Annotated in this window: 4 protein-coding genes; all 4 read right to left on the minus strand. The window is 43.5% G+C overall.

Annotated features, from left to right (window positions below):
* Positions 1-42 precede the first annotated feature (42 nt).
* The 4 genes from FKN08_RS10610 to FKN08_RS10625 all read right to left on the minus strand — a co-directional run bounded on the left by FKN08_RS10610 (position 43) and on the right by FKN08_RS10625 (position 18,913).
* A complete protein-coding gene (locus tag FKN08_RS10610) occupies positions 43-4,785 on the minus strand; it encodes an OmpA family protein (RefSeq protein ID WP_170892079.1) in 4,743 nt (1,580 codons plus the stop codon).
* The gene (locus FKN08_RS10615) at positions 4,782-5,909 is read right to left on the minus strand and encodes a Tricorn protease domain-containing protein (protein WP_170892080.1); all 1,128 of its coding nucleotides are present in this window, start codon (positions 5,907-5,909) and stop codon (positions 4,782-4,784) included. Before FKN08_RS10615 ends, FKN08_RS10610 begins: the two co-directional genes overlap by 4 nt.
* Before the next feature lie 72 nt (positions 5,910-5,981).
* On the minus strand, positions 5,982-7,733 hold the full coding sequence (locus tag FKN08_RS10620) for a hypothetical protein (protein WP_170892081.1): 1,752 nt from the start codon (positions 7,731-7,733) through the stop codon (positions 5,982-5,984).
* 767 nt (positions 7,734-8,500) lie between these two features.
* The gene (locus FKN08_RS10625; protein ID WP_170892082.1) at positions 8,501-18,913 is read right to left on the minus strand and encodes a tandem large repeat; all 10,413 of its coding nucleotides are present in this window, start codon (positions 18,911-18,913) and stop codon (positions 8,501-8,503) included.
* Between the last annotated feature and the right edge of the window lie 52 nt (positions 18,914-18,965).

Here is an 18,965-nt window from a genome sequence, read left to right on the forward strand (position 1 = left end):
TGGTAAGAGAAGAAAAACCGCCCGAAGGCGGTTTTTTTGCATCTAGGAAGGGTTATCAAGTGACTTTTCCAAGGGCTTGGGTGCTTGAGTTACCGCAGGTTGTTTCTCAATCCAATTTTTCAACCATTTCTTGCGTTGAGATTCATTGTACTGCTTCCAAGTTTCAGCCGCAGACTTGTCTACGCCTTCCTCTGTCGACTCTTTCTCAATTAGCCAAGGCATATCACTAAAGAAATTACCTGCCAAAGCACTATCCGCATTTAAAGAAGGAATAGAAATTACAGCATCACGACCAATATCATAGTCATCAACTCCATTTAATCCGACTTGTTTTAGATGAGCAACCGAAAGCTCCAAGTTCGCTTTACCACCAATTACACCACCAAACGGTCTTAGGCCTTTTAACCTAACTCCCGTTGGTGCAACATATTCCAAGTTAAACCTCATGCAGTACATCGTATAGCTTTTGCTCTTAGATAGCTCATTCTCTTTAGTGAGGCTGCTTACTGCTTCACCTATAAACTCACTCATGGCATCAACTTGTTCTCGATGGTTTTCTGAAATAGATTCAGTAAACATCCACTCTTCGTTTTTATGAACAAACTCACCAATATGATACATATCGGTGAAGTAAAGAGGACCTTTAACTGGCTTACCATCATTTCCGTCGAGCGCCAGTTGAATACACATATTCACTGCTTCCCACGACATACCCAAACGTTCATAAAGTGCTTTTTCATGACTTTCACCCAAAATCAGTACATAAATACTGGCAGGATCGTCTTTCTTTTTGTTTCCCCATGAGAAACCATCACGCCAGATATTATCAGCCGATTGGTACCATTTTCTTTCACTGAAAAAGTTCAAACCAGACGCTTTGGTGTCTATAGCCACCACTTGCTGTTTAATGCCATGAAGTATAGGGATGGTATTTTTGTCTCCCTCACTTGCCATTAAGGTAAAACTCTCTACCATAAGGTCCTGTTCACGTAGACGCAGTTGCTGCTCTCCCAAATAGGTATCAAGCAAAACCAGTCTAGTTTCTGTACTTAAAGCGCCAATTTGCAACTCATCTTCGGCATCATCAAACTTCTGCCCCAGACTGTACTCTTGTGGTAAGTAAAAACTATGTTGCCCTTGATTCGTTCTAATTCCCAAGCAGTAACGCATATTTTGGAAGCCTCCGCCTTTTACATAGCGCTTAAAGGAATCCGCTTCTGCAAAATAGTCGCTTGGCTGACCCGATATCGCTGCTCCGGAAACTGCCATACTGAACATTGCATCAGAGAATATTAGCTTTGCTTTAGAGGTCATTGGTTTCATACCGTCGATCATCACATCACCGAAGCGGAATGAGGGAATATGCTCAATAGCAATCAACGTAGCGCCGTCATCAATCCCCTGTTGCTTGTAAAAAGCACTTATTCGCCCATCAGGATCAGCTTTGAAGTCACTAACCTTCATTGGCAACATCCAGTCACTGAAAGCTGGGCCTTTAATATTTTCGAGCCCGTCGACGCGATCGTAGCCAATAGTAACTGGTTTCGCATACTTGTTTTCTTTTTTAAGTACCAACTGCACATTCACTTTATCGTATGGACCTAGACGACTGTTGCTAGATTGCTGAATCCAACTATCGTATGACATCCATTCCGGTTCATCACTTTCAGCATAGCGAGCTGACTGAACTAGTATTCGACAATAGCCGATTTCATCTTTCTTTAACTCACTTCCCTGCGGGTTAAATGACTCGGTAAAGTTATCAAACATCGTTTCATTTGGATGTTCAAACAACATAGTTTGTATCGGGAAGATTTGATTAAATGCACCTGCCGCTTTAAGGCTATCTCTGTTTTCGGTTATAGAGAGATGAGAAACTTTGCTATTAGTTGTTATTGGAGCAGGCCAATGCTGTGCTCCTTGTGGCATATTTGTCGATAACTCGATGTAGTACTCGTTATCACAACGGTTCTTCCAGTTAGCCGCTAAGGTGTTTCCTTTGATCGTATGTACAGACCAATCATCGCTCAAAATGTAATTCTCAATGTATTCCTTCACCTTGTAACGCTCAACCAAAAACCTAAACGAGATATTGGAATTCCGTTTGGTTTGAGATCCTAGGTCAGCGAGTAATAACACTAAGCCATTAATAGCAAGCGCTCGTAGTTGGTAGCGTTTTAACACCTCCTTACGAACGTCTTCGCTCTCAAGGTGAGTAATGAGTTCCTGATAAGACCTACATTCAATACCTACATCTACCTTACTGCGTCGCAAATCGTTAAGTAACTCGATATGTATTTTTGCCAGCCTTTCAAGCTCACTGACAACCTCATGGCTTTGCTTTAACTCTTCTAGGAAGGAGTCCAACATTAAACTATCAATCACTTTCACCGCAGATATTGCTGTCTTTGACCCCTCTATGGCAAGCATAAACCCTCTTGCCGCAGGAGCTATAGCAGGAATATAGGAAGCGACGTCAACGACACTGTCAAAAATCGCCATTCGCAGTGCGACTTCTGCTTTATCTTGCGCAACCATCTCAGCTTCTAGAGCAAGCCTAGAGCGTTCCATTGCATGCGAGCCATAGCGACTGGGATGAAAGAATATGTTCAGGGATTGCAGGTAAATACGGATTACAACCCGACGGTTTTGTCTTAGATTAGGGTTGTTGCGGTCGACTTTTTCACCTTGTTTGGGAACATAGACAGGTTTACTTTCACCAAAAGCGGCTACCGAAACACGACCTTCAAAAACAGGGAACTCCTTCATGAGCAGTTTTTTCGCATATTCTGCGCGCTCTGCCGAGACCTGCATATTTGCTTTCTCGGTACCGACTTGGCAAGCATGCCCTTCTATCTCTACTCTAAGGTTTGGCTCATTCTCTAAAACGTTGGCAAGAGAAGCAGCAAGCTGTTTAAATATAGGTGCATGATCCTTTAACTCTTTTTCACGCGAGTTAAAGGCAAATTCTATTTTTATTCCTGCGCCTCTAGAGCTATTTACGAGAATGGCGTCAATCTGATTGCCAGATTGATCACGCGCATCTTTTAAAGCCTGTTCTAGTTTTTCTTCCTGGATATGGTTAGCTGTCTTCCAAACTGGAATTTGAGCAAGGTAGTCTTTTGTAACTTCTTCTGTTCCTTGCTCTGCTTTATCAACCTTTTTATTTTGATTAACCAGCTGTTTAGCTTTTTTATACAAACTAAGTGCTGTCAATCCCGTTCCGAAGCCATTAAAACCAACGGTTTTACCACCAGAAAGCCAAGCTTCCGCAACTCGCCCGGCAACCACACGTCGGTTACCCAGACGTGATTCTAAAGAAAGTGCTAGTGCGCTTGCCCGAGCTTCATTGGTGTTAAAAACCTTATCGTGAAATAGCGCCTTCCAACCAACACCCGCGATAGCTGGTGTGTGGAGTTCCTGCAACTTATCAAGCGCTTCTTTCGTACTGTAAATACCGTAATACAATTCGCCCGCCGCTTTCATCGCAGGCGGCATCTCGGACTTAACTGCATCCCAATACAGTTTCGAGACGTTATTAAACACCGCTTGGCGGCCATCACGGTCTAAAGTGTCTTGCAAGCTACCGCTCAGCAGCCCTGCTCCTAGCTGAGCAGACACATCTCGGATATTCTTGAGTAACGCAATACTTCTTGAAGCTGGCGTATTGGCAGTTACACCTTGTACATTACCGTGAAGATAATGTTTCATATTTCCAAAGTACTGAGGGTATTGATAAATCAAGGATTCCTCAAGGGAGATCATATCGCCACTGACAATAGCAAATTTCCCTAACGGAGTGCTTGAAGAAAAGGTAATCTGTTCACGTAGCTCGTAAGTGTAGACTGTATCTAAGCCTTCAGAAAATTGCTGAATATGAGCGTCTTTAATGAACTGTGGAACGCCATTTTTCATCTGGCTTGGAATAAATTCGACACGGATACTGTATAAGCCTTCTTTAAAATCAGCAGGATCAACGTGAAACATCGCGCATGGATATTGCTTAGCATTTTCTTCTGAATGCTCATCTTCAGGTAATGTCGCTTGTACTGAAGAACCTATCGTTTTGTATTCCCCACCTTCTTTGGTTGAGTCAAATTTTTGCAAAGTAACCGTCGCACTTTCATAACCTTGATCAGAAAAAACCACAGCGCAACTCGCCACAACAGGTAAAACGAAGCCTTTTAGTGTCTCTCCCGATTCACTTACATCTTCATACCACTTGTTATATTCTGCCTGTTCTTCGCTGAGCCCCCCGTTCGCAGCTGGTTCGTAAGGCTTAGCCAATTGTTCAATGCTGATCTCTGTCAAGGTGAGTTTTGCTTCGCTGTTTTCCAACTGGCTACTCAAATCTGCAACTTTTGTAGCTAACTCTTTGGGGTTTAACTCAGAAAGTGAAGCTATTAAAGGCAAGGGTGGAAAGCGGAAAGTGAAGGTCTGCTCACCCTCTTTGGGTAGATCCCTACCTAAAGCATGAATTGTGTGCTCTGGTGTCAGGACCTCAAAAGCCCCATATTGATCTGGCTTTCCATTACCCAGTGAACATAACTTAAATTTATGGTCGGTAGCCCAAAGCTTAGGGCTATCGCTATCGGTGACGTTAAGCATCGGCACTTTCGCTAACGGGCGAATATTGGAAATATTTTCTCCAACTAGACTCGTGTTGGAGTGCCATGAAGGGTAAGTTTTGTCGTTATTTTCATCTTCTTCGGCTGCAAAGTAAGCGCCAAATAAATAATAACTAGCATGTAGCGGTATTGTATTGCAGTTCTCTACAAGGCTCATAAATCCCCCTCTTTAACAAAATCACCATTATTGGCAAAAGCGTTGTATAGAGAAGAATTACCAGCACTATGGCCTGTCCCAATTTGCTCCCATTTCAGGTATGGCCCAAATTCATTGTTTTCTGTTGTCTTGCTCAATATAACTCTAGCCGCTCCATCTCGTGTGTAATTTACATCTTTACCTAGAATTTCAAAATAACGTAACTTACCTACCGCTCTTGGAACAATTTCTTCCGACTGGAAGGTTCTATTTTTAACGTCAATAAGATAACGGTGCGTTCTGGTTTCTGACCAAACATAACGTCCTGTTGGGCTAATTGCTTTCTTACGGAACTCCTTGGCATCCAAATCACCTCCTCTTTCTTTAGGTGCAACAGAATAAAGCAGTTCATTCGTCTGCTCATCGAAAACTGCTACTCCATATGCAACAACAACAATTCGTTTTCCATTATATATAACAGAGTATTCATTAAAATTAACTTCCGTTTCTTCTTTTTCACCCGTCGCTAACGTGTACTTCCAGTCTTTAAACTTGTCTACGTAGTAAAGATAGCTGCTGTCTTCAGCCCATAGAAACTCTGGGTAGCCACGTGAACGACCGAGTTCAATATACTCACCCGTCTTAAGATCTTTAATTACTTTAAACATCCCTTCTGAGGCCGAATAGGCCAAAGCCAAGTAGCGATTATTTGGAGAGACACGCATTAGACGAACTTTGCCAACAAACTCATCTGCGACCAGACGCAAGTCCGTCCCATCCGTTTTGATACTCCACACTTTATCCCTTTGATCATAGTGGTCTTTCGCTTCATTTCGGGCGTTATCCCAACGAAACACTACACGTGGTAAATCATAAGAGCCTTCATTGGTGAGATCTTCACGTGGCCATTCTTTAGCTTTAAAAATAAAGTGTTTAGGTTTACCCGTCTCTTTGTCATAAATAACGTAATTGTTTTCTGTGATATAAACACGACCATCTTCCCACTGTTGAGCATTTTTTTCTGCGATTCGGTCTTGAACCGTCTGAGGTTTTGGCGCGTGTTGTTCAGGTTCCTTGGCCGATTCTTGATTACAGCCAGATAAGACCGCTAAAGTAATCAAGCATAATGTATGACGTAGATTCATCTTATATTCTCTTCGTTATCTTTCTCGATCGCGTTTAATGGTGTGACAACGCAACCCGAATAAGTTGTTTTGTTAACTTGTCTGATCTTTTTTCTTATAAGCCAGTAAATCCGCAATGGGTGTTTGAGCAAAAATGACCGTTTTATTATCTCTTCCGTGATGACTATTGCCCTGATAACCACGGAGAAGATCCACTTCTTTAACCTCTGCAGGCCAACCAGTAAAACGAATCAACCTAGAACCATTCTCTTTTTTTATACATTGGCGCAAGCACACTCGCTGCGACCAATCACCATCGCTTTGCCTTAACTCAAAGTAATCATCTGACTCGTCCAGCGTCGTATAACCCGGATATTCGAAAACTATCTCGACAGATTTAAGTAAATACACGACCGCTACATTTTTATTTACCTGGCTTCGTAACATTGCGTATTTTTCAGGTTTTGAGGTCGCAGCACTTGGTAATACTGAGAGCAGGCGAACAGAACCGTCTCCAATTTTAAAGCTTTTCTCACTGCTATAATGGTTAAGATCAGTGACTTTTATGGCCTTGGTTCCGGGATCACTTTCTAGTTCAGATAGTTCACTCTCGCTCAATCGTTTACTGTTATAAGCCAAATATACTTCTTGAGGCTCACCTTTAATCTTGTAAGGAAGCCATATATGCGGGAGAGGGTAACCTTGCGCGCTCCGCTCCACTGGGCTAGAAGCATTAATAGGGCTCAAATTTGTTTCAATCTTTTCTTTGATTTGTGGCTCATAGCCAGTCATGACTATCTCAACTTCTTCCTCAACTAAGTTGAACACTCGAGCCTCTCCAGAGCCATTCAAAGAGCCTTCACTTACCACCTTGCCGTTCTGCACGATTTGGAAAGGCTCATAAGCGAAAACACCGCCTGTTTCAGGATTGGTCATATAGATATCGGCGTGCCTTTTGGGTCTAGAGCCTTCACGAACACTATTAATGTCCGTATCTGAAAAGTAACCATTTTCCGTAATTGCCACTTCGCGCCAAATTTTATTGTTCCAAACAACATACACGTAGCCTGATTTAAACACTTCCGCAGCTTCATCTGATTTATCGCTACCAGGGAAGTGCAGCGGAACCACAGGCACCAACACGTTATCCCACTCATCCATTTGAATTTCTTTATCAACGGGTTGCAGATCTTCGGCGAGTTTAAGCAAAATTGGCTGAGGCTGGTCAGTGCAAGGGATTTTGATATAGAGCGTTTTGCCCTCAGCTTCGAGATCTTTAAATGTCGCGAGGCTGCGGTGTTTGTTTTCTGTATCAGCCTTGCCTACAGTCACTTTTTCTTTTTGAGCTTCGGTTTTTCCCAACATCAAACATGCCGCGTTGCTAGACCACTGCCCTGCAAACTCGACAACGATTTTTTGATCTGGGCTTGGCTCAGAGGGGACATGCGTGTAACTACGAACTAAAGCAACATCGTCAGTAACCTGCTTATAACCCGCTTTAAAAGCTTTGCTTTCATTCGAAGCAGATACAGAGTCAACGAGTGATTTAAGTCTAGGGAAGCTTTGCAGCTGAGAGTCCGTCAATGGCGAACGACGAGCAACGGTAGATAATGACACCCAATTGCCTTTCCCCAATTCGATTCTTATCGCAGCTAGCAATGCGCTGGTCGTTTTTTTGGCAGAGATGGAAATCTTTTGCGCCAATTCTTTAGGGAGGTTTCTAAGGATGTCATCTGAATTTCGCAAACGCGAAAGCTGTCCTATACACTCGTCCGGTGTAAGAACATAAGATAGCTCGTTGGAGGATAGCTTCGAGCTAGGTATAAATTTGCAAACTAAATGCATTTGAATTCTCCACAACCAACATCGTAAATATGGCTGCGGTGACAATTAAGCTGATAAGGCTTACAAGTACGATTTGGTCTGCGTATCCTACTTACTTAGCCATTTATTTTCAACGAGATAGAAAAATCGCCCGAAATCAAAAACACCAAAAAAATGGCGATTTTTACTATAAAAACATGCGATTTAACCACAATAAAAGCCAGTAACATCACCCACTCTGTCAAAATGGTAAAATCTTACTATCTAAAAAAATTTAATTTATGGACTGAAGTTAACAAAAATTGTAGTCACGTGCGCTTCAGGTAAGCACGAGGAAATTCAGAAGTTTATGAGGTGCCCTCCTCAGCAACAAACAACAAATTGACTGTTACTGAGGAAGTTTAAATAAAAAGGTGAGCGCATTACGCACTCACAAAAGTAACTGCTCTGAAGCTTGCTAGGATTAAATTTGCTTCATCGCGAGTTAAAGAGGCGAGGTATTACCCATCGACCTCATGCAGAACACTATACTCAGAGTATAGAAACGAGCGTAAATATATAATATTTAAAAAGATTTTCAACGCGACACATTCACCACAGCACCTGCCGAGCGACCATCACAATCACGTCATACACACCTAAAAGCAACATTGGCCTAGTTATTATAGTTATTCAGCCTTGTATTAAGACGATTCATTAATTCGAGTAACTTATCAATAAAGGCAATTATTTTGATAAATATCACAAAAAGTCCCAAATAAATAAAGCGAGCTAAACGCTCGCTTTATTTATGCGGCATCTTTAAAGGTTCTGTTCTCGCCAAAATATCGGTTATAGACAGCTCCTAAAGAGGCCGTACTTGCGTAACGATCATAGTTAAATGTTGCTTGAGCCTCTTCAGCAGAGGCAGACAGCTTGTTGGTACCATTCACATAAATCGTCACCGCCCCGTCTTTCAGTCCTGAAAGATCTAAGTCAATTGTCCATGAGTCTGAAAATACGGTTGCCATGCCTGTAGCCTCTGTACCATCAGCGTCGACTGCTTTGATATCTATATACTCACCATCTTCAAACCGTTCACTGCTACCACTTACTGTCACGCTTTCCACTCCAGTAACATCGTTGATAGCATCTAGATGTATTGTTGGTGTGATTGGCAAGGAGTAAGTCGTGTTCTGGCTACCTGTATTCCCTGATAAGTCTTGGTAGTCACGAACCAGCAACGCCACATTGAGCTCTGACGTGCTTGGTACCACCACATCACCAGTCCAAACGCTTGGGTCCGCGGTTGCCACTAATGAAGTGATCGTTGTGCCACCTAACTCTGCAACGGCAGCTTGTAATGCTTTATCGAATTCCAGCGTCACCGTCACGCTTTGGCCGATGACCTGGTGCTCAGGAGTAAACGTCACGTTAGTCAACGTTGGCAGAGACTGCGCGAGTGTAAAGCTCTGGCTTTCACTCACTTCAATACCCGCAGAGTTCGTCCCTGTCACAATCACGGTATAAGTGCCGTTGGCTTGGTTACTCATATCAATCGCGTCACTGGTCCAAGTGCCACCGGCTTGTACCGTCGCACTGCTGCTTTTCAATACCGTCGCGCTGCCTTGGGCTTTTACTTCAAGACGCAGGGACTGACCGTCAAAACGTGTCGACGTGCCTTCGAATTGTAACGTGGCGGCTTGCGTTTCATCCACACTGCCAACTGGAGTGATGGCTAAGGTCGGCGTGATCGGCATAGAGTAGGCTGTGTTCTGGCTACCTGTATTCCCTAATAAGTCTTGGTAGTCACGAACCAGCAACGCCACATTGAGCTCTGACGTGCTTGGTACCACCACATCACCAGTCCAAACGCTTGGGTCCGCGGTTGCCATTAATGAAGTGATCGTTGTACCACCTAACGCCGCCGCTGCGGATTGCAGATCTTTATCGAATTCCAGCGTTACCGTCACGCTTTGGCCGATGACTTGGTGCTCAGGAGTAAACGTCACGTTAGTCAAGGTTGGCAGAGACTGCGCGAGTGTAAAGCTCTGGCTTTCACTCACTTCAATACCCGCTGAGTTCGTCCCTGTCACAATCACGGTGTAAGTGCCATTGGTTTGATGACTCATATCAATTACGTCACTGGTCCAAGAGCCACCGGCTTGTACTGTCGCACTGCTGCTTTTCAATACCGTCGCGCTGCCTTGGGCTTTCACTTCAAGACGCAGGGACTGGCCGTCAAAGCGTGTCGACGTGCCTTCGAATTGTAACGTGGCGGCATGCGTTTCATCCACACTGCCCACTGGAGTGATGGCTAAGGTCGGCGTGATCGGCATAGAGTAGGCTGTGTTCTGGCTACCTGTATTCCCTAATAAGTCTTGGTAGTCACGAACCAGCAACGCCACATTGAGCTCTGACGTGCTTGGTACCACCACATCACCAGTCCAAACGCTTGGGTCCGCGGTTGGCATTAATGAAGTGATCGTTGTACCACCTAACGCCGCCGCTGCGGATTGCAGATCTTTATCGAATTCCAGCGTTACCGTCACGCTTTGGCCGATGACTTGGTGCTCAGGAGTAAACGTCACGTTAGTCAAGGTTGGCAGAGACTGCGCGAGTGTAAAGCTCTGGCTTTCACTCACTTCAATACCCGCAGAGTTCGTCCCTGTCACAGTCACGGTATAAGTGCCATTGGTTTGGTGACTCATATCAATCGCGTCACTGGTCCAAGTGCCACCGGCTTGTACCGTCGCACTGCTGCTTTTCAATACCGTCGCGCTGCCTTGGGCTTTTACTTCAAGACGCAGGGACTGAGCGTCAAAACGTGTCGACGTGCCTTCGAATTGTAACGTGGCGGCTTGCGTTTCATCCACACTGCCCACTGGAGTGATGGCTAAGGTCGGTGTGATCGGCATGGAGTAAGCCGTGTTCTGGCTACCTGTATTCCCTGACAAGTCTTGGTAGTCACGAACCAGCAACGCCACATTGAGCTCTGACGTGCTTGGTACCACCACATCGCCAGTCCAAACGCTTGGATCCCCGGTTGCCACTAATGAGGTGATCGTGGTACCACCTAACTCCGCTGCGGCGGATTGCAGATCTTTATCGAATTCCAGCGTCACCGTCACGCTTTGGCCGATGGCTTGATGCTCAGGCGTAAACGTCACGTTAGTCAAGGTTGGCAGAGATTGCGCGAGTGTAAAGCTCTGGCTTTCACTCACTTCAATACCCGCAGAGTTCGTCCCTGTCACAATCACGGTATAAGTGCCATTGGTTTGGTGACTCATATCCATTGCGTCACTGGTCCAAGTGCCACTAGCTTGTACCGTTGCACTGCTGCTTTTTAGTACCGTCGCGCTGCCTTGTGCTTTCACTTCAAGACGAAGGGACTGGCCGTCAAAACGTGTCGACGTGCCTTCGAATTGTAACGTGGCGGCTTGCATTTCATCCACACTGCCCACTGGAGTGATAGCTAAGGTCGGCGTGATAGGTAATTCGTGAACGGTGTTATCCTCCCCTATGTTACCAGTCAAATCTTTAAACTGACTAACAACCAAGTCGACACTTAACAGCGTGGTGCTCGGAACTTGTACATCACCAACCCAGACCTTTTTATCTGCCGTTGCGGACAGAGAACTAATGCGATTGCCGCCAAGCGTAGCGGTCGCCTCTTGGAGCTCTTTATCAAACTCAAGCGAGACACTCACACTTTGCCCCACGCTCTGATGCTCGGGGTTAAATGTCACATTAGTCAGTTTTGGTAAGGTTCCTTCAACCGCGATACTTAAGCTGCTTCCCTTTCCTGGAATGGTGTTGGTACTTTGATAGCTATTATCTTCTACCTGAATAGTGATATTTTTATCTTGTTTTTCTGGGCTGATGTAATTAACCGTCCACGTAATATTGTCTGAAGTCGACCAAGTATCTTGTTTTAACGTTCCTGTTGCACCGCTATCACTAGCGACAAGATGGACATCTGAGATATCAAAGCTCGTAACTTCTTCTGTAAAGTTAAACGCGAGCGTAATCTCTTCGCCCCCAAAAAGAGGGGCGCTTGAAGCAGCAGATATACTTAGCCCGGGAACGGTTGCCGCTTCCACATGTGCGTCAATAGAACTCTCGTTCTTGTTATCCACCTTGTCTGTTGCTGCCACCGTGATCGTATGATCGCCTTTAGGTAACAAATAGCTTATGACATAAGGCCCCGTTTCGGTTGTCGGCTCAGTAATCGCTTGAGGAGCCACAGTGCTGCCACCACTCACCGCTTTTGACGTGACGATGTTTAAATTTTTATCTGTAATGTATGCACTAATTTCTAGCTGATACTTATCGTTTGTCGGTATCTTAGAGATTTGATTAGCACTTAAGCCAGAAATACTTGGAACGTCATAATCAACAATAGACTCGATCACTTGTCCATCATAACTTTTGCCTAGTAATTCAAAGCTTGTATTCTCTCTTCCAACTGAGTCCGTCACCGTCACCTTAAGGGTATATGACCCTTGGTTATCGACGGAAAAGTTCATCATTCCATTACCACTAGATGAGATAACATCACCTGAGTAACGCAAGGAATCACCTAGGCTTGGAATAAGCTCCACAGAATATTGTGAAGCTTTCACTCTTTCTCCTTCCACCGTAGATACCGTAAACGGCTGGCTCGCCTTGGTTAAAAACAGTTTCCCACCCTGCAAACTCGTAATTCCATCGAAATCAACTGTGACTTTAGGAACACTAATATCAATGACTTTTCTGATATCAGAATACAGTCCGACGCTATCTGTCGCTTTGATGTCTACTGTGATTGAACCACGCCCCTCTAACTGAGATTTCGGTAGTTCAAAGTACGTAGATGAACCATTCCCATCCTCTACTCTTTCTTCTTGATAACTCGGGTTTAAAACCGAGTAGTTTACTTTTGCGAGGCTGCTACCAGTGTCCGTTATGTCGAAACGAAAACGAACATTATCTGGATTTGTTGGCGATTCAGTTACGATAATCTCATCGCCAACACTTGGAGGTGTGTTGTCAACTTTAATATCAACGGTCGCTTCACCGACTCTCGACCACACATCCGTTGCGGTAATAATTGTCCTGATCGTTTTTCCATCAGCATCGCTAGGAAGTTCACTCGTAAATGTTGAACACTTGTAGGTTGGGTCATCTGCACACACTTCCAATTGCGCAAACTTCTCCGGATTATCTTTATAGTTGTAGGATTCCGTTCCAAATCTGGCCATCACATTGTCTAGCCTAGAGTTTTCATACAACTTAATTCTGAATTTAGCGACAAGCTGCTGGCCATTAATGGTTGTGTTTCCAACCGGATCAGTAATTTCAACGACTACCGAACCTTTAGGTAATTCAAGCAGTAGATCATGCTCTGGCGTCAAGTTTCCTGCTAAATCAGATACGTTCTTGATTTTGTATTCTTGAGTTGTACTCAGACCATCAATAATATCGGCGTAGGATTCAGAGTACGTACACTTGATATTTCCAACACCTTTGGCACAGGTCGTTGGTGTATAAGCTTTGTTGCCAAGATTACGAACCAACTTTGGATATTTATCTGAACTTTCAGTATTCACGCCTGACAAAGCATCATTGAAAGAGAGCTCAAATGTGAGCATCTTCTTCTTCAAAGCTTCATCAAACCAAACATCACTTCCTTTAAAACTGTATGAGTTACCATCAACGACTGTTGGTGCATCAATATCCACCATCGAAAAATTGAACTTGTTGATCGTTTCACGCCCATTTGTACCCAAGGTTTTAGTGATCAAAGTGACAGGTGCTTTCGTCATGTTTTGCCCAACATTGACACTACAACTATAAGGTTCTTGCGATACGTTGATAACACCAGAAGTTGGTTGCTCATTAGTTGGTGGTGCATCTAGAGAGTTGTACTCTTCACGAACCCAACACTCTAACGTTTTGGCTTTGACCGCACTCAATGTAGTAAAGGTGACATCAAGAACACCATCAGATAAGTAGTTCTGGAAGTCCAGCGGACTTGCAACCGAGAGAACCACGCCTTCACGCTGTATGCTAAAGGTTTGGTTTACTTTTCCAACCTTTCTGTCTTTTTCGTCAAGGTAACGAACTTTGTTGTAAACCTTTATATCAAGTTCATAGTTACCATCTTTGGCAATTTGTGTAGAAAGCAGCGTTGCCGTCCAAGTGCCATCTGCGGTTTCTGAGAACGTAAAGGTAGTCCCGTTTTGCTCTCCAGAAAATCTATACGTTGAGTCGATTCGATCAACGCCACTATCATCAACAATATCAAGCGTAAGTACGATATTCCCATCTTGATAGATGGTGTTGTTTGTAATTGGCGTTCCATCCGTGTAACTCATCGCTAGCGTTACCTGCGGGATGGAGTTATACACTTTAACGGTAAAATCTTGCTCACCACTGGTTAAGGTTGTGTTGCCACGAACATCAGACCCTTTTAAACGAACCTTGTGTGTACCCGTACCTAAATCACCAAGGCTCACTTTGAGATCTTCATTGATTTTTTTACCTGGAGAGCCAGGTAATGGCTCCAGATCGCTAAACGTCCAATACTCTAAGCTTTCTCGGTTTACACCATTAATTGAAATATCACCGTTTGCATTCAGGTCTAACGCCGTTAGGTCAAAGACATAGTTTCCTAAGTAGTAGTCATTCGCATTGAAACCACTTAACCCTAATGTTGGCCCATCACGATCAAGAATAACCTTGCGCGTGTTAGAACTAGATTCAAAACCGTAAATATCGGTTGCTTTTACATACAGTGACGTGGTTTTTTCATCTTCAGAAATGTCTATTTTATCTGTGTCACTCTTAATGAGAGACATTGCAAACTCTTTAGATGAATCCGTTGGCACAATTGTCTTAATTGGCGAATCTTTACCATTCTGATATAGAGAGACTTGCTCAATGTCTGAATCGTCTATTACGGATTTAAATCGCACGTTGAACTCACGCCCGACAACATAGTTCTCTTTGGACAATGTGTCTTCAACCCAAGGCGTATTTAGGATGATTTCTGGGCCTTTGTTATCGACTTGGAATGTGAATTTCCCTGTTGTACTAACATTGGCAGGGTAAGCGTTGTCCGTCGCAGTGACATAAAATTCATTCCATTCATCGTAATCAAATGCTTTTGAAACCAGTTGAACTTTGACGTCAGGTTGTTCACCAACTAGGTATGGTACGTCACACGTCTCTGTTAGAGGGTCACAGCTTTCTAATGTCAGTGCCTGACCAGATCCTCGGCGAAGATCTATTTTTACATTATTGCCAGGGCTTAACGTCCCCCAATCAATAACAGGTGTCCATTGGTTGTTACCGCCTAAACGACTTTGAACCTGCTCACTTTTTACAATAGGAGCTTCAGAGTCGATACGAATATTGAATCTCGGAGCCGTGCTAGTTAACTCTGAAACGGAGTTACCTAAATTATCCTCTGCCGCTGCAACGACTAACCAATCACCATCACCCGGGTAAATCGTCGCGCCTTGATTTGAACAAAGCCCCCCCGTACATAATTTGACTTTAAAGGCGTCTTTCGAGTTATTCGCAAAGTCCTCTGGTGTGTATGTGACTTTTTCACCCGTTTGCTGGTAGAAAACAAGACCTCTTGAAGAAAGCTTGTCACCCACAACGTCTTCAACCTTGAAGGTCAATTCATGGGTATTTTTGGCATTTAAATAAATACCGTCTTCTACAGGTTTACCGTCGACGTCATTAGGTGGGAGGTAACTCGTTTTAGGGAAATCATTATCAATAAATACCGTTTCTATAAACGGAGCTTTGCCATCGTAACCATACGCATTGCCATGTGGGTCCATGGCACTGGTTTCCACAGCAAACTCTAAAATATCTTTTAGTTCACTAGACTGAGAGTTAAGGGTAAAGAGGTACTCTTTTCGATAAGCATTGCTGTTGCCAGGGTTCTCTACAATGTTGATGTCCAGCGGTATTTCAATGTTTGGTTCACTGGCTTGATACCACATCGTGCTAAACTTCGGACCATAAGCGTCGGTTTCTACAATACCAGAAGGATCGTCTAGGACAATTTTAGAAACAACTTCACCAGCAATATAAAGCTTATTGCCAACCATCGTCTCTCGACCGCTTTCAATCGTTAATTTTGGCTGTGGAGGCAAGATATCGATACTGCTACCCTCTGTATCAAAAATGTTCTTACCATTTAAGTTAGGATTAGCCATCGAAATATCATCAGCATAGAGCTGCGCGATATTGGTCTCAATACCGTATTTGCTCGCCATGATTTCGTAATACGATTGCGCTAAATCCTTTCGATAAGTATCGGAACCGAATTGATAAGAATCGAGCATAACCTGACGTCCACCAACACCAATACCATTCGCTTTTCCATCAAAGCTCAAATCATCGTAAATAGCGGAGGCAAAATCTAATGAGTTATTTCTCGGCATTCCTTGAGCAATACTATCGATGGCTTCGACAAGAAATCGGTGTAGATAATCGTTTGATGGCTTTTCTGGAATCGCTTTGGTAGCAAGCATTTCGTTCGTTGCATAAGGCACAACCGTTGGATCAAACCCAAAGAATGAGTTGTTGTTCGTGCCTGATAACGCGTAGCGCACCTCTTCAAGAATTTGAATCGCACGCTCAGAAGTTTTCTCTCCGGCAGTGACTTGATCCCACTGGAAATCAAACAAGCTAGTCTGATATGTCGATAGTTCAGTAATATAGTAAGTCTGAGAGCCATTGAGCTTAAAGTACACGCCAATATTGGCCTTGTTTAAATCAACCGTTACTTTTTTGGTTCCTGGATCTCTTTTCCATTGATAGTAGTATGGCTCGCTGCCTTCGATACCAATTAAACGAACACGCATGAAGTCATAATTCACAACATCAGTTGTGGTTTCACAACTCGCGACGTCAAGAGCCATTGATTGGTCACTTTCCAATTGTTGGATAGTGGTACAACTCGCAAGTGAAGTGAATTCACCATTTGGACTCAACCCTTCAAGTTGCGCTCGCGCACCAATAAATGGTGTCACCACTTTTATAGTTGGCAGATCAAAGCTACTTCTAAAGTATACTTCTCTTGGAGTGCTTTCGTTATCAGACTCATCGACGGTTTGAATGACTAACTTTTGACTACTGTTTTCTGATACCGATTTAAAGCTGTCACCCAAAATATCTCTTACAAATGGAATATAATAGATGACATCCTCTACTCGCCCATTGCTATCTAACAGCGTTTCGTGCGGAATTTTTGCGATGTAGTCATCATCCGATGCGGTTGTATCAATAACTTGCTGAAGTGAGTAGTTGTTATCGTTATTTTGGCTTACATAGTACTTGACGACGAGCTTAAGCTTATTAGCGTTGGAGCCTAAAACCGTATCGGTATTTACGTCTGATACTTTCACACGAACATAAGGGATTTTATTCTCTTTCAATAAATTAGCGTTGAAGTTACTAAAATCTACCCCTTTTAATGAATTCTGAATCCCTATACTTGCGTACGCATAGTCAATCTTCAAGAAATCGCGGCTCGCTTGAACATTGTCTGGGGTATACGTATCTTGAGAGTAGATACCATCGTAAGTGGTTCGTTCACCATCTAAACCGACATTTACGTACGTCATTGACGCACCTTCAGGATAAGTAATCGTTTGTGCTGGCGCTTGATCGTCACGACTTACTGCATGCTGAGCGGCACCCGTATTGCCTTTGCTATCCTTCGCTCGAACCTCAAATACAGTCGTAGATAGGAATTCATCAGTTGGGTAAGCCTTACTAAACTCACAAGCATTTCCAGACTCTAGAGTTACAGGAGAACATGTGACGTCCTCATGTAAGCCATCTTTAAATGAAATACTGACCGAACTGATCTCTTGCGAGCTTTCTTTTACAACCCCTTTCAGAACATACTCTTTAAGTTGATTATTAATTGCACTCGCCGATGTAATATCAATAACAGGCGCATCGTTATCCCATTCAAAGTTGATATGAAGACCCGAATGGCTGCCTGGAATTAACTCATTACCCAATACATCCGCTGTATATAAGACTAATCGTGCTGCTGTTACGTTTGAGAGCCCTGTGGCAGGGTTCATATCCACACTATCGATCTCTTTGGTATTAATGTTAACTTTAACGTTGGTTTCTCGAAGGCCAACTTCAAAATCATCAAATTCAACCGAACAGAATGTGCTTCCAAAATCTTGTATGTCGTTACATTGAAATTCACCAGACCAAGAGCCATTAACCTGATACTGAATAAAGGCGGATACGTCTTCTACGCCGATATCATCTACAATCTTTAGATCAACTTTATCGGTGCCAGCGAGCACATCACTGTCCGTACGAGTAACTATTGGCGCATCTGTATCGATATCCGTACCATCTCGCGGTGGAATGACGCCATCAGTACTGCCATATGTACCTAAGTCATTAAGCTTCTTACTAAAGTCGACATAGTCTGCGGCATCAGTACCAGAGATATTGACACTTGGATCGTTTACCACGATCAGAACATGCTGAGATAAATCACGTGTATAAATGTCGCTATTTATCTTTTTCTGTCCAAAGCTGAGGGGAGTCACTGCTCCTGAAGTCTGGCTCACTTCAAGACCATCAAGAACACCATCTGCAATAACATCCCTATATTGGATGTCAGCGAAATGCATTGAAGTGTAGACGTTATCGCTGTTGCCGTATTTTTTTATAAGATCGTAAGAGTAAGACGAGTATGCAGTTAATAAAGCGCCGTATTGATGCCCAGCACTAGCAAAACTGCTTTGCCCACCTTTGGTTATATCAATAGGTTTGGTCTCATTTACGTCAAACCCATACATGCTATTGATACTATCCAAAGCAGTTGAAAAGGCACTCTCATCTGTGGATCCTTGAGAAATTTTGTACTTTGCCAAGCCTGCTGCCAAGTTCGACAGCGGAGTAAGCATTAACTTTTGCTCACTCCCCTCTTTAAAGTTCACAACACCTTCAAATTTAAGTGTCTTCGCATTGCTCACTGATACCGTTTCATTCGTAAACGGGTCGGTATAACTCCCCTCTTTTGCAACAACAAAAAGAGGCATTGAAGACGATTCAAACTCTAGCAGATAGTTTCCGAACGCATCAGACGTCGTGTTAGCCAACTTCCGGCCTAAGTTTCCATTTTTGAACTCGAAAACCTCAATCTTTGCGCCATTTACAGGGGCGTCAAAAACCATACCGGAAATGCTTCCTTTGCTTCTAGCTGGAGGTGTGTTGTCTCCTCCATCA

The organism is Vibrio sp. 1-2 (7-a) (assembly GCF_013048515.1).
Lineage (GTDB): Bacteria > Pseudomonadota > Gammaproteobacteria > Enterobacterales > Vibrionaceae > Vibrio > Vibrio diabolicus.